The sequence below is a fragment of the Niveibacterium microcysteis genome (assembly GCF_017161445.1).
In the GTDB taxonomy this organism is placed as follows: domain Bacteria; phylum Pseudomonadota; class Gammaproteobacteria; order Burkholderiales; family Rhodocyclaceae; genus Niveibacterium; species Niveibacterium microcysteis.
Window position 1 is genome coordinate 4,057,274 of sequence record NZ_CP071060.1, and the last position, 13,314, is coordinate 4,070,587.

General features: G+C 66.1%; 13 protein-coding genes. 11 read left to right on the plus strand and 2 right to left on the minus strand.

All coding sequences use genetic code 11. The features are described from left to right. Positions 1–221: 221 nt before the first annotated feature. The 5 genes from JY500_RS18475 to JY500_RS18495 all read left to right on the plus strand — a co-directional run bounded on the left by JY500_RS18475 (position 222) and on the right by JY500_RS18495 (position 5,354). Complete coding sequence (locus JY500_RS18475; RefSeq protein ID WP_206254107.1) at positions 222–1,028, plus strand: PEP-CTERM sorting domain-containing protein; 807 nt, start codon at positions 222–224, stop codon at positions 1,026–1,028. A gap of 101 nt (positions 1,029–1,129) precedes the next feature. Then, a complete protein-coding gene (locus tag JY500_RS18480; RefSeq protein ID WP_206254108.1) occupies positions 1,130–1,933 on the plus strand; it encodes a CbbQ/NirQ/NorQ/GpvN family protein in 804 nt (267 codons plus the stop codon). After that, on the plus strand, positions 1,926–2,312 hold the full coding sequence (locus JY500_RS18485; RefSeq protein WP_343073337.1) for a magnetosome magnetite crystal formation protein family: 387 nt from the start codon (positions 1,926–1,928) through the stop codon (positions 2,310–2,312). Before JY500_RS18480 ends, JY500_RS18485 begins: the two co-directional genes overlap by 8 nt. Positions 2,313–2,318: 6 nt before the next feature. Beyond that, a complete protein-coding gene (locus tag JY500_RS18490; RefSeq protein ID WP_206254109.1) occupies positions 2,319–3,362 on the plus strand; it encodes a 4Fe-4S binding protein in 1,044 nt (347 codons plus the stop codon). 3 nt (positions 3,363–3,365) lie between these two features. Beyond that, positions 3,366–5,354, plus strand: coding sequence for a nitric oxide reductase activation protein NorD (locus tag JY500_RS18495; RefSeq protein WP_206254110.1), 1,989 nt, complete (start codon positions 3,366–3,368; stop codon positions 5,352–5,354). Between the two features lie 42 nt (positions 5,355–5,396). Here the strand turns inward: JY500_RS18495 and JY500_RS18500 are convergent, their stop codons facing one another. Beyond that, a complete protein-coding gene (locus tag JY500_RS18500; protein ID WP_206254111.1) occupies positions 5,397–7,127 on the minus strand; it encodes an alpha/beta hydrolase family protein in 1,731 nt (576 codons plus the stop codon). Between the two features lie 642 nt (positions 7,128–7,769). Here JY500_RS18500 and JY500_RS18505 point away from each other — a divergent pair. Continuing rightward, entirely contained in the window at positions 7,770–9,512 is a 1,743-nt protein-coding gene (locus JY500_RS18505) for a MalM family protein (protein ID WP_206254112.1), read from the plus strand. 12 nt (positions 9,513–9,524) lie between these two features. On the opposite strand, the gene JY500_RS18510 is transcribed toward JY500_RS18505, so the two are convergent. Next, positions 9,525–10,223: a glutathione S-transferase N-terminal domain-containing protein gene (locus JY500_RS18510; protein WP_206254113.1), complete on the minus strand. Its 699-nt coding sequence runs from the start codon at positions 10,221–10,223 to the stop codon at positions 9,525–9,527. Between the two features lie 159 nt (positions 10,224–10,382). Between JY500_RS18510 and JY500_RS18515 the strand changes: the two genes are divergently transcribed. From JY500_RS18515 to JY500_RS18535, 5 genes are all read left to right on the plus strand, one after another. Beyond that, a complete protein-coding gene (locus JY500_RS18515; protein ID WP_172203319.1) occupies positions 10,383–10,799 on the plus strand; it encodes a YciI family protein in 417 nt (138 codons plus the stop codon). An 88-nt stretch (positions 10,800–10,887) separates the two neighbouring features. Further along, on the plus strand, positions 10,888–11,373 hold the full coding sequence (locus JY500_RS18520) for a VOC family protein (RefSeq protein WP_172203320.1): 486 nt from the start codon (positions 10,888–10,890) through the stop codon (positions 11,371–11,373). A gap of 11 nt (positions 11,374–11,384) precedes the next feature. Then, positions 11,385–11,741: a YciI family protein gene (locus tag JY500_RS18525; protein ID WP_172203321.1), complete on the plus strand. Its 357-nt coding sequence runs from the start codon at positions 11,385–11,387 to the stop codon at positions 11,739–11,741. A gap of 37 nt (positions 11,742–11,778) precedes the next feature. After that, positions 11,779–11,946, plus strand: coding sequence for a hypothetical protein (locus JY500_RS18530; RefSeq protein WP_206254114.1), 168 nt, complete (start codon positions 11,779–11,781; stop codon positions 11,944–11,946). 6 nt (positions 11,947–11,952) lie between these two features. Then, a complete protein-coding gene (locus tag JY500_RS18535; RefSeq protein WP_206254115.1) occupies positions 11,953–13,239 on the plus strand; it encodes an RNA polymerase sigma factor in 1,287 nt (428 codons plus the stop codon). Positions 13,240–13,314 lie beyond the last annotated feature (75 nt).

Below are 13,314 nucleotides of genomic sequence, written 5' to 3' on the forward strand. Positions count from 1 at the left end.
CTTTGGCCCGCTTGAAACTGCGCTTGATCAAGCGAATGGGCCCTCTGGGCAGCCAGCACGACCGGGTGGTGTGCCAAACATCACGGCGCACCGGCCGAATCGTGAATTTGTTCCTGTCGACAGAACTATCAAAGTCGCCTGATCGCCCAGCCGAATCTACGTTTTTGTTGAACTGGCACGATTGCTGCTGGTGCAGCACATCACGACAAAGTGGATTCACCATGTCATTCCGCGCACTCACCCTGCTCTGCTGTGCCCTCGTCTCGCACTCTGCCGCCGCTTATGTCATCGACGGCAACCTTCAATCCGACTGGTCGATCAACAAGGCGACCATGACCCCCGGCGCCAGCGTCAAGGGCTATACGGTGGAAGACTGGACACGCAACAGCAGCGGCTACCTCGACCCGGGCTACGGCGGGCAGGCCTACGACGCCGAGGCGCTGTACGTCGACTACGACGCCACCTACCTCTACCTCGGCCTCATCACCGGCCTGAACCCCGCCACGCGCATGGGCAACAACACCTACGCACCGGGCGACTTCCTGATCGATTTCGGCCGCGACGGCAAGTTCGAATACGGTTTCACCACCACCGTGATCAAGAACGCGAACGGCAGCCTCTATCGCCCGACGATCCAGGTCGGATCGCTGTACCGCGTCGGCGACGCCGCCAACGGCTGGTACTTCGGCCTGTGGGACAACCAGAACAGCAGCTATGCACGCGGGCGTGACCCGGTCGCGGTGAAGGCGGGCACGCTGGTCGGCAGCGGCCAAATCGCAACCGGCGGTGCAGTCACCGGCTACGGCAAGTACAGCACCGACACGCATTACATGATCGAGGCCGCGATTCCGCGTGCGCTGTTCGGCGCCGACTGGGGCCTGCCGTTTGATGTGCAGTGGGCAATGCTGTGTGGCAACGATGTGATCAAGGCCGATCCGCCGCTGCCCACGCCCGAACCGATGAGCCTCGCCCTGGTCGGCAGCGCACTCGGAGCACTGGCACTGAGTCGCCGTCGGCGTTCAGTGTGAGCCGGCATACCGTCTGATCGTCACCCCGCGCGCGGCGCCCGCCGCGCGCAAATTGCCGCGAATCAAGGAAGCACCGGGGCGCGCGGCCGATGCTGCGCCCCATGAACGCACGCATCGAAACGGAAGCCACGCTTCCCTACTACGCCCCCAGCGGCGACGAGGTCGCGCTCTTCGAGCAAGCCTGGCGCAACCGCTTGCCGGTGCTGATCAAGGGGCCGACCGGCTGCGGCAAGACACGCTTTGTCGCGCACATGGCCGCGAAGTTGGGCCTGCCGCTCTATACCGTGGCCTGCCACGACGATCTGTCGGCCGCCGACCTCGTCGGTCGCCACCTGATCGGCGACGGCAAGACGGTGTGGTGTGACGGCCCGCTGACCCGCGCGGTGCGCGAAGGCGGTATCTGCTACCTCGACGAAGTGGTCGAGGCGCGCAAGGACACCACCGTGGTGCTGCACCCGCTCGCCGACGATCGCCGCGTGCTGCCGATCGAGCGCACCGGCGAGCAGCTCGAAGCGCCGCCCGGCTTCATGCTGGTGGTGTCATACAACCCGGGCTACCAGAACTTTCTCAAGAGCCTGAAACCCTCGACGCGCCAGCGCTTCGTCAGCCTCGCCTTCGACTTCCCGACCGCAGAGCGCGAGATCGGCATCCTGACCGGCGAAACCGCCTGCGATCCGATGCTCGCGCGCCGCCTGGTCTCCATCGCCGGCAGTCTGCGTACGCTCAAGGACGTCGACCTCGAAGAGGCGGTATCGACACGCCTGCTGGTTTACGCCGCACGCCTGATCGGCTCTGGCGTCGCGCCGCTGGTGGCCTGCCGTGCCGCAATCGTCGAAAGCCTGACGGACGACCGCGAAATCGCCGAAGCCTTGATGGAAGTCGTCGCCGCGACGTTCGGTGCCTGAGCCCAACGTGCCGATGCGCGACGCCGATGATCCCCGCCCGCTCGCCGTTGCCGCCGAGGCGCTGTACCTGATCAACCTGATGCTTGCCCCGGGCCTCGCCTTCGCGGTGCTCGCCTGGCTCTGGTGGCGGCGGCGCGCCAGCGCGCATCCGGTCGCGCGAGTCCATCTGGAGCAAGCCTTCCGCGTCAGCCTGGTCGGCGGCGCGTTGATCTTTACCACGCTACTGATCGGCGCGATCGGCGGTTTTCGTGGCCCGGGTGTGTGGGTGGTCGTGATCCTCTACTTCACGGTGGTGCACTCGTCGCTGATCCTGCTCGGCGTTGTCGGCCTGGTCAAAGCGATCAACCGCGAAGCCTGGCGCTACCCGCTGATCGGCTGATACCCCATGAGCGCTCCCGCCGCCGCGCCACGCCGCGTGATCCCGATTGCCAGTGTCGACGCCCCGCGCCGCCACCGCCTGCAGACGCGTCGCACCCTGTTCCAGGCCGGCTTCTTCGTGCTGTTCATTCTCGCGCCGGTATTCAACCTGTTGCGGTACGACCTTGTTGCCGGTCATGCCTGGTTCCTCGGAATGCCGTGGCATATCGGCCTGGATGACTTCGCCGCGGGGCGTATCGATGCCGCGCAGGCTGCAGCGCAGGTGCTGCTCAAACTGCTGCTGCCGATCCTTGCCACCGCGGTGGCGGTGCTCGGTGTCGCATGGCGCTGGGGCCGGCTCTACTGCGGTTGGCTGTGCCCGCATTTTTCGGTGGTCGAAACGGTGAATCGCTTGATGCGCCGCGCCAGTGGCAAGCACAGCGTATGGGACGCCCACCCCGGCCCGCTGCTGCAAGACGGCGGCGAGCGCTGGCTGATCCGCCCGAACGGCAGCACCGAGCGGCTCGACGCGCGCTGGTGGTTCGTCGTCGTGCCGTTCGCAGTCGGCTTCGCGTTCATCTGGGCGGTGGTGCTGCTGACTTATCTGCTGCCGCCCTTCGAGATCTATCACAACCTCTTCACTGCATCGCTGACCCGTAACCAGGCGCTGTTCATCGGCGTCGCCACGCTGGTGCTGACGGGCGAATTCCTCTTCGCGCGTCACCTGTTCTGCCGCTATGGCTGTGCGGTGGGCATGCTTCAAAGCGTGGCGTGGATCGCGAACCGCCGCGCCATGGTGGTCGGCTTCGCGCGCGAACGCGCGGCGGACTGCGCCACCTGCCCGCAAACGCTGGGGGCCGGTGAAGCCGCATGCGCCGATGTCTGCCCGATGCGGCTCAATCCGCGCGACCTCAAGCGCCGCATGTTCGCCTGCACACAGTGTGCGCAGTGCGTGGTGGCCTGCAGCGAAATCCAGACCGACAACCCCCGCGGCAGCCTGCTTGAATGGACCAGCGGCGACGCCGCAGCGCACCGCGAAGGCGGCTTTGCCCACAAGAAACACCAGGAGTGAGCGATGGAAGAAGTCGTAGGCGCCGCATGGCACCGCTTCATCACCCGAATCGCGAACCGCAGCTACCCCGAGGCCGCGGTGCAACTCGACGAAGTCGCCAACCTTGCGGGCCCACTGCTGCGTGCATTCGGCGGCGAGCCGGGCCTGCGTGTGGCAAGCGCTGGCGAGACCCGCCACAGCGCACGTCGCCGCTTGATCGACCACATCGCCGCCACCGGCGACAAAACCACCCACGCCGCGCTGGACAGCGAAACCCTGCGCCTGCCGGAACGCATCGCGCTGTTCCCGGAACGTGCCCGTAATCGCGAGCTCTACCTGTGGTTGATCGCACTGGCCGGCGAAGTCAGCCGCCAGCCCTTGCCGGCGCAGCCCGCCGCTGCGGACGCACCGGCACCCTCAGCCCGGCCCGATGCCACGCTCTGGGCTCGCGCCCGCGACATCGCGCGAGTGCTGGTGCTGATGCGCCCAATCGAATGGGACAAGGCCGACACCCGCACCCATGCCGCGCGCGACGCTTGGTTGCAGCTCAACCAGCAGGCCGTGGCGGCAGTCCTTGCGCGCTACCCGGGCCTCGCGGCGCGCTACCGCCGCCTGGTCGATGCGCATCTGGCGCAGCGCCCAGATCCAGCCCGGCTGCCGCCGGACGAAGCCGCCGCCGAACAGGCGATCCGCGCCGCGCTCCTCACGCCCGGCAGCGTCATTGCGCTGCCGGCTGCGACGCGCGACCCGCACGCGGTGCCCTTATGGCTGATGCCCGCGCTGGACACGCCGCCCCCGCAGCCCCTGCACGCCGAAACCGAAGCCGAAGATGATGCGCAACCCGGCAACGAGGCAAACGCCGCGCTGCGCGAACGCAAGCAGGCGCGGCGTGAAGAACTGCCGGACGGCCGCGACGGCTTCGTGCTGCCCTTCCGCGCCGAGAGCCTGCTGTCGTGGGCCGAGTATGTGCGGGTCAACCGCGCCACCGACGAAGGCGATGAGGATGCTGCCAGCGCGGCGCGCGAGATGGACACCCTTGCTGTGGCGCGCGGCGGCGAAACCTCCACCGCCAAAGTCCGCTTCGATCTCGATCTGCCCGCCGCGGCGCAGGACGATTTGCCGCTCGGGCCCGGCCTTGCCTTTCCGGAATGGGACTGGAAGCGCCGCGCGCTGGTCGACGACCGCGTGCGCGTGCAACCGATGCGCGCCCGCGACGCCAGCAACACCGAACTGCCCGAAACGCTGCGCCGTGCCGCACGCCGGCTGCGTGCCCAGTTTTCCGCGCTGGCGCCACAGCGGCGCTGGCTGCGCGGCCAGCAGGACGGTCCCGAACTGGACCTCGACGCGCTGGTGCGCTGGCAGGCCGAGCGCGCCGCCGGCTGCGTACAGCCGGAGCCCGGCGTGTACGCAGCACCGGTGCGCGCCGCGCGCGACCTCGCCTGCCTCGTGATGGCCGATCTGTCGCTCTCCACCGATGCGCATGTCAGCGACACCCACAAGGTCGTGGACGTCGTACGCGAAAGCCTGCTGCTGATGGGCGAGGCCCTCGACGCCACTGGGGACCCGTTCGCCTTCTACGGTTTCTCGTCACTCAAGCGCAACCATGTGCGGGTGCACACCATCAAGGAGTTCGACGAGGAATACGACGGCGCCGCGCGCGGCCGCGTGCAGGCCCTCAAGCCCGGCTACTACACCCGCATGGGCGCCGCGCTGCGCTTTGCCACCAAGGTGCTCGGCGAACGCCCCAACGCCATGCGGCTGCTGCTCTTGCTGACCGACGGCAAACCGAACGACATCGACCACTACGAAGGCCGCTTCGCGATCGAGGACACCGCCGCCGCAGTGCGCGAAGCCCACCGCGCCGGCCTGCGCCCCTTCTGCGTCACGATCGACCGCGAAGGCGCCGACTACCTGCCCCACCTCTTCGGCCCGCACGGCTTCGTCGTGATCCGCGACCCGCAGGAACTGCCGCAACGGCTACCGCAGCTCTACGCCCAACTCACCGCCGGCTAGCGACGAGCTACGGAGCCGCTGCACTCGGCAAAGCATTGGCCCTCAATGGGCTCCAGCACTTGGGGTGCCACGTAGGTTCTGATCCAGAAACTTCTCCACCCGCGACCAGAAGTCGATGCGTACCGGCTCGTGGAACCAGCCATGCCCCTCATCGGCGTAGAAAAGCCACTCGACCTTGTCGTTCACACCTCGTATAGCGCTACGTAGCGCATTCCCGTGATCCACGGGAACTCGGCTATCAGCACCAGCATAGGCCATCAATAAGGGCTGATGGATCTTCTCTGCTACCGAGACCGGCGACATGCTGATCAGCGTGTCCTTTTCGCTATCAGGATCTCCGACCAGAACAGGCAGGCCATACTCCCGCGTCTCGTCGCTCGCATCGGACAGTGTGTATCGGAACATGTAAGTGATGTCGGTCACTCCAAGCCACTCCACGCCGCAGCGGAATAGCTCCGGATTTTGAGCGAGCCCCATCAGTACTGCGTACCCCCCATAGCTCGCACCGGCAATACAAATCCGCTTGGGGTCCGCAAGACCTTGCGCGATCGCCCAGTTCGTAGCGTCGGCGACGTCACGTTGCATCGCCTTTCCCCACTGCTTCCAGCCAGCCTTGAAATGAGCGAACCCGAAGCCGGTGCTGCCTCTGAATTCGGGCTCGATGACCAGATAGCCGCGCGAAGCGAAAAACTGCGCCTCTGTTGACCACTCCCACGTCGCGCCACGGGCCCAAGGACCACCATGAACCAGAACGATGGCCGGGTGTGGGCCAGCCCCCCCGCCCGCAGGGCGCGTCACATACACCGGAATTGACAGGCCGTCCGAGGCCTTGAACCTTGAGAACTCCCGGCTTCCGACCTGCTCGGGCTCGATATCCGGCAGAACGGATCCCAACGCGGTCAGACGGTCTGTTTTCGGATCAAACAGAAGGTACTGTTCCGGCTGGCGGTCAGATACCGACTCGACGAGATACACGGGCGTGGCCGCGCAATCGCCGCATCGCACGGTATTGATGGTTTGCGGAAGCTTCTCATCGACCCTGCGCTGAATCTCGACCATGCCCGGATCGACCCAGGTGGTGCTCCACGCATCGCTTAAGTGGCGAACGCCAAGTAGCTTGCTCGTCTTCGCATCAAAAACGGGATGGCCGTCGAAGTCAAAACCTTCAATCTCAACAAAAGGCTCAGCGGCGGGGCGCAACGTGGCGGGATCGAGTTGATGGACCGCCGTCGTGCCGCCGCTTCGCTCCACGACTCCATAGACCTTCCCATCCATATCCACCGTAATGGGCGTAACACCAACGCCCTTGTACATGTCGTACTCGGTGACTTTGCTCCACTGCTCATCAGCCCAACGGTAGATCGTCCTTATCCCCTTCCAGCTGCAGATAACGTACTTCACGGTGCCATCAACGCCAACAATCCAGGAACGAATATGCGGCGGCTGAGTTCCCGTCGTCATCGGGTATGAGCGTTCGTCCAGTGTGTCTAGCGCATAGAGCTTCGAACTATCGCTGCTCCAATCAAGATGATTGATGAGGTATTCCTTCATGATCACGTAGGAGCTGCCGTCCCCCTTGGTGCCGAGTATCCGGGCCGGTCCAAGTTGAATACGACGCTCGCGAGTGCCATCTCGATTCACCGCAAACACGCTGACGCCAAACGTATCCCCCTGCTTGTCCGCGGTGCGATAAAGCAATCGGTCATTGTTTATCCACTCAACGCTGATGACGTCCATATTGCGAAAGTTCGCAAGTGTCGTGGTCTTCTTCAAGTTCCCCGACTCGGCGACAGCAAGCGCAATCCTTCCATTTGCATTTCGGACGCGGAGTGCAAGGTAGTCCCCCGATGGAGAAATGGACGCACTGGACAGCGCCGGTACTGCAAAGAACGCCTCGACAGAAGGCTTTGCGGGCGGCTGTGCGGCAAAGGTGGGGGGACTAGCCAATAGGGCAGCAAAGCCTGCCGCAAGGAAACGACAAATAGTCATGGGTAGCGAAACCGTTAGCGGAGTGGATGCCCGACAACTCAGGGCTCCATAAATGGGATCAACAATACGCAGCACGGAAACAGAACCGGCTGCCTTTGCAGGCATAAAAGCTTAGCGCCGCCGCCAAGCCAATCCATCAAAGACGTATTCCCCTGTGCGGCATGGTGCACATTCGGCCTTAAGCGTTACGGCAATTCCGCTGAGTGTGTTTTGGAATCACGATGGCGAGTCGTGGCGTTCGCTCACGCTGAACTGCCGTCGATCGAACGCCCGCCGAACGTCCACAAGAGGCCCCATTCAACGAGTGGAGCGCTCGGCCCCTCTGGCTGACCGCGCGCAAACCCGCTTTAGGCGCGGCTTGTTCACCTAGGTTGGCGCTTCCAGAATGAAAGCGAAGCCTCGCTTTGGGGGAATGAGGGCAGAGCCGTGTGGCGCGGTGTGTGGGCGATGGTGATCGTGGGCCTGGCGGGTTGCGCTTCGGTCGATATCCGGCCGGGCAGCGACGGCGGTACCTTGTTCGAGACCCATGCCCGCGTCCCTGCCGAACTGACTGCGGCGCTGGCGGCAGCCCCTGACTGCTGCGCCTCACTCGCCAAGCTGACTTACGCGACGCTCGCAGAGGCCGGCACACAGTCGCTGACGATCAGCCCCGCATCCCCCGCCCATGCCTTCGATAGCGGCAAGAGCTTCTTCGCCGCGTTTCGTATCGCCGAACTCAAACGCCCGGCCGAGATCGTGGTCGCGAGCCAACGCAGTGCGGAGCCGGGCTCAATGCTGCAGCGCTGGCCGGACTTTCGCATGCTCGCGTTCGAACCCACGCTGCTGGTGCTTGACGCACAATTCCAGATCCGCCGCCGCATCACCGCCGCCGCACCCGACGGCGCCTGCGCCACGCAAGCCCTGGCCGATGTGTTCGCGGCGCGGTTGGATCTCATTGAGCCACCCGATGACGCCGCCTATCTGATCGTGCTCACCACCGCCGACGCGCTGGCGCGCGACGGGCAACAGGTGTGCGGCGTGGTGCGGCACGGTTTGAGCCCGGTCGGCACCCTGCGCGTTGACGTGGGCCGCATCGAGATCGACGAGCGCCAACTGCGTTTCCGCGTGCCGGTGAGCTGGCATCCGGGCTTGCGTGATGCCGGCGCACTCAGCTTGTTGGGCAGCCTGGTCGACGAGAGCGGCTGGCTGTGGTTGGGCGAGAAGCATCTCTACTTCCTGACCCGTCATGGCGACGTGCTACGCCCGCAACTGAGCCTGCCCTACACCGCATTGCGGCTGGCACGCAGCGATGCGACGCAGTATCCGGCCATGCTGGTGCTGGCCACTGAGGAGGCCGGCAAGCTGCGCTTCGAGGGCTTCAGCGCCGCACCGGCGGCGCGCGATGCGCTGACAACGGCTGCGGCCTGGTTGGGCGATCAGGTGCCGCTTGGGCGCATTGACGAATCGGTCGCCATCAGCGTGGCAGATACGTTGCCGGTGATTTCGGTGGAGCCGGGTTCAAGCGGATTCCTCTCGCGCCTGAGCGATGCGGCACTGGTCGGCGGAAGTCTGGTCGCCTTGCCGTGTGCGTTGTGCCAGACCGGCGCCTGCACGCCGGAGATGCTGCTGTCCTGCGCGGCCTTGTTCTCGACCGGCGCGGTTGCAGGCGGCGTAGTCGCGAGCGGCCAGGAATTGCTCGCGCGTGCGCAAGGGCGTAGCCAGGGGCCGGCCGAAGTGCCGACGCACGCTGCGATCACATTGCACAAAACGCCGGCGCTGGACGCCGCATCCCTGCGCGCCTGTCTACAAGCCGCACTGTCTCAGGGCGAGGCGGCACCCTGGCGTGACCAGGGCATCACTGGCCATCCGCAATTGAAAGCCTCGGCCGCACCGGCGGCACCGGCGCTGCAACTCGCACTCGAAGGCATCGCTTTCGTGCCCGAAGGGGCGCAGCCGACCAACTTGGATGAGCTACCGGTGCGCCTGCACCTGCGCGGCCACTGGGACTGGGTCCGCGCAGGTGACGCGTTAGCGCAGCGACTGCCGCTCGCCTGGCAGAGCGAGCTGCACCCATTGCGCACCTGGCTCGGCGACACCCCACCGGTGCTGCGCGACACGCTGGACGCGGCCTGCCGCGAAATTGCCGCACAGAGCCTCGCGACCGCAGAGGCGCAGTGGCGGCGGCACTGACGCTGCAGCCGATCAGGCGGGAATCGTCAGCCCGCGCGCCACCGCCGGACGCGCCAGGAAGGCATCCAGCACGCGGCGCACGTTGGGGAAGCGTTCGAACTCGACCAGCTCGCCGGCACCGTAGAAGCCGATCAGGTTGCGCACCCAGGGCAGGATCGCGATATCGGCGATCGTGTATTGGTCGCCCGTTACCCAGTCGCGCCCGGCGAGGCGCTCGTCGAGCACCTTGAGCAGGCGTTTCGATTCGGCGACGTAGCGGTCGCGCGGGCGTTTGTCCTCGTAATCTTTGCCGGCGAATTTGTGGAAGAAGCCGAGCTGGCCGAACATCGGGCCGATGCCACCCATCTGGAACATCAGCCACTGCAGCGTCTCGTAGCGTGCGGCCAGATCATCCGGCATCAGCTGGCCCGACTTCGCCGCGAGGTAGATCAAAATCGCTCCGGACTCGAACAGCGCCAGCGGCTTACCGCCAGGGCCGTCCGGGTCGAGGATCGCCGGGATCTTGTTGTTCGGATTCAGCGACAGGAACTCCGGCGACATCTGGTCGTTCGTCTCGAAGCTCACTTTGTGCGCCTCGTACGGCAGGCCGGTCTCTTCCAGCGCAATCGAGACCTTCACGCCATTGGGCGTTGCCAGCGAATAGAGCTGGATGCGTTCCGGATGCTGCGCGGGCCATTTGCGGGTGATGGCGAACTGGCTGAGGTCGTTCATGGGCATTCCTTGAAGCGGGTATCGAGACATCCGAGTTTGCCATGGGCGAGGACACCCTTGCAGGGTGAGGATGTCGGCAGCGGGTGTCGATTTCGTGACCGCTCGCGCGTCGTACGGATGTACCCGGCGCGCCGTGCCGGGATCTAACCGGAGCCCACCATGCGATACCTCATCCTCGTCAAAGCCTCCCGCGACTCCGAGAACGGCGCAATGCCGGACGAATCGCTGATCGCGCAAATGGCCGCCTTCCACGAAGACCTCGCACGCGCCGGCGCGTTGCTCGATGCCTCGGGCCTGTACCCAAGCGCCGAAGGCTGGCGCGTGCGCTACGGCGAAGCCGGCAGCGAACTGCTCGTCGGCCCCTTCGCGCCAGCCGAATCACTGATTGCCGGCTATACCTTGATTCAGGCCCGCAGCCGCGAAGAGGCGCTTGAATGGACGCGCCGCTTCCCGAACCCGGCAGGCGGGAGCCGCCCCGCGGAAATTGAAGTACGCCCGCTGATGGGCCTTGAAGCCTTTCCGCCCTCCGATGCGCTGTCCCGTTTCGAAGCGCTTGGCATCGGCAGCAAGAATTGAGCAGCAGGATGTCGAATTACGCGATGCTCGCGCGTCGTGCAGAAGGAGCCGCTCGTGCTCCCACCCAACCCCAGGCAAGGAGAGCCCCATGAACACCCCTCACACTGCAGTGCAAAAGATCCCCGCAGGCATGCACAGCCTCACGCCGCATCTGGTTTGCCGTAATGCGTCCGAGGCGATCGCCTTCTACGAACGCGCGTTTGGCGCCGTGACGCTCGGACGCCTGCCGGGCCCGGACGGCAAGCTGATGCACGCCATGCTGAAGATCGGCGACTCGGCGCTGATGCTCAACGACGAATTCCCGGATTTTGGCGCAGTCGGGCCACAAGCCGGCACCGTATCGCCAGTGACGATCCATCTGTTCGTCGAAGACGTCGATGCCACCTTTGCGCGTGCCATCGAAGCCGGCGCACGAGTCACGCTTCCGGTGGCCGACATGTTCTGGGGGGATCGCTATGGCAAGCTGGTGGATCCGTTCGGCCACCAGTGGTCGGTCGCAACGCATATCCGCGACCTGACCCCCGAACAGATCGCGGCCGCAATGCCCCAGGGCTGCCCGGACGCCACCGCCTGAGGCGACGAACGATGAGCTACCTATTGATGATTGTGGAGAAGCGCGGTGCGCGCGCCGCCAACTCGCCCGAGCGCGCGCGTGAGCTCTACGACAGCATGATGGCCTACGCCGATACGCTGCAACGCGAAGGCGTGCTGCGTGCCGCGCAATCGCTGCGCATCGACGACCACGCGGTGCGGATCAGCGCCGCCGAGGGCGAGCTTCAGGTGCGCGACGGCCCCTTCGCTGAAGCCAAGGAAATGGTGGGCGGCTTCTTCTGGCTCGACGTCGCGGATCGCGAGGCGGCGATCGCCATCGCCCACCGCTGCCCGGCGGTGAACTGGGCCACCGTGGAGGTACGCGAATGTGCGCCCTGCAATGCGGACTGAGCCCGGCTCGCGCCGCGCACCCACCGTAGGCAAGCACATGCGCCCTGTCACCGTACTGCTCGTCATTGCCACGCTCGCCGCGCTGATTGCCGCATTGCTGGCCCATGCGGCCTCACACCGCGGCGCCTTCAGCGTCGAGCGGGCCGCGCGGATCTCCGAAGATGCGGCGGCCGGCAGTGGCGCAGTGCGCGCAGAGCGGGTGTAGCCGCCCATGGCCGAGCACGACGCGCACCGCGCCATCGCGGCGATCTGGCACATCGAAGCCGCCAGCGTGATCGGTGCGGTGGCGCGCATCGTGCGCGATGTCGGCCTGGCCGAGGAATTCGCGCAGGATGCGCTCGTCGCCGCGCTGGAGCACTGGCCACAGGCCGGCATCCCGGACAAGCCCGGCGCCTGGCTGACGACAGCGGCAAAGCGCCGCGCGCTGGATCACCTGCGTCATGAGCAGATTGCCGCCGGAAAGGCCGAAGACGTGGCGCGCGAACTGGACTTTCAGCATGCCGTCGCGAGCGACGAAGCCGACGCAGCGCGCGAGGCCAAGCTCGATGATGCGCTGCGCGGCGGCGTGGGCGACGATGTGCTGCGCCTGATCTTCACCGCGTGCCACCCGGTGTTGCCGCCCGAGGCGCGCTGTGCGCTCACGCTACGCGTGATGGGCGGCCTCAGCACGGATGAAATCGCCCGCGCCTACCTCAAGCCGGAAGCGACGATTGCACAGCGCATCGTGCGCGCCAAACGCAGCCTTGCGGCGGCCCGCGTGCCCTTCGAAGTGCCGCGCGGCGAGGCGCTGGCGGGCCGCCTCGCGTCGGTGCTGGAAGTGATCTACCTGATCTTCAACGAGGGCTATGCCGCCACCTCGGGCAGCGACTGGATGCGCCCTGCGCTGAGCGAAGAGGCTCTGCGCCTGGGGCGCGTGCTTGCAGGGCTGATGCCGGACGAGCCTGAAGTCTTCGGCCTCGTCGCGCTGATGGAGATCCAGGCCTCGCGCTTTGCTGCACGGCTATCAGCCTCCGGCGAACCGATCCTGCTGCAGGATCAGGATCGCAGCCGCTGGGATGCCTTGCTGATCCGGCGCGGCCTGCTTGCTTTGGCCCACGCCGAAGCGCTGCAGCCAAACGCCGGGCCCTACACCCTGCAGGCGGCGATCGCTGCCTGCCATGCGCGCGCCGCACGCGTCGAGGACACGGACTGGGCGCGCATCGTCAGCCTCTACGACACCCTGGCACAGCGCAATCCGTCGCCGGTGGTCGCACTCAACCGCGCGGTGGCGTTTTCGATGGCGTACGGCCCGGCCGACGCACTGCCGCTGGTCGACGCACTGCAGGCCGACCCGGCATTGCAGGCCTATCACCTGCTGCCGGCGGTGCGCGGTGATCTGCTCGAACGGCTCGGCCGCCTGGCCGAGGCCGCCGCCGCGTTCGAACACGCCGCGAGCCTCGCACGCAACCAGCGCGAGCGCAGACTGCTGCAGGCCCGCGCCGCGCGCTGTCGCGGCTAGTTCCGGCCTCGGCGCGGTCGCGCCTGTCATCTTGTCGTAACCCGCGCGACAGTTTTACTGTCATCTGCGCAGCCT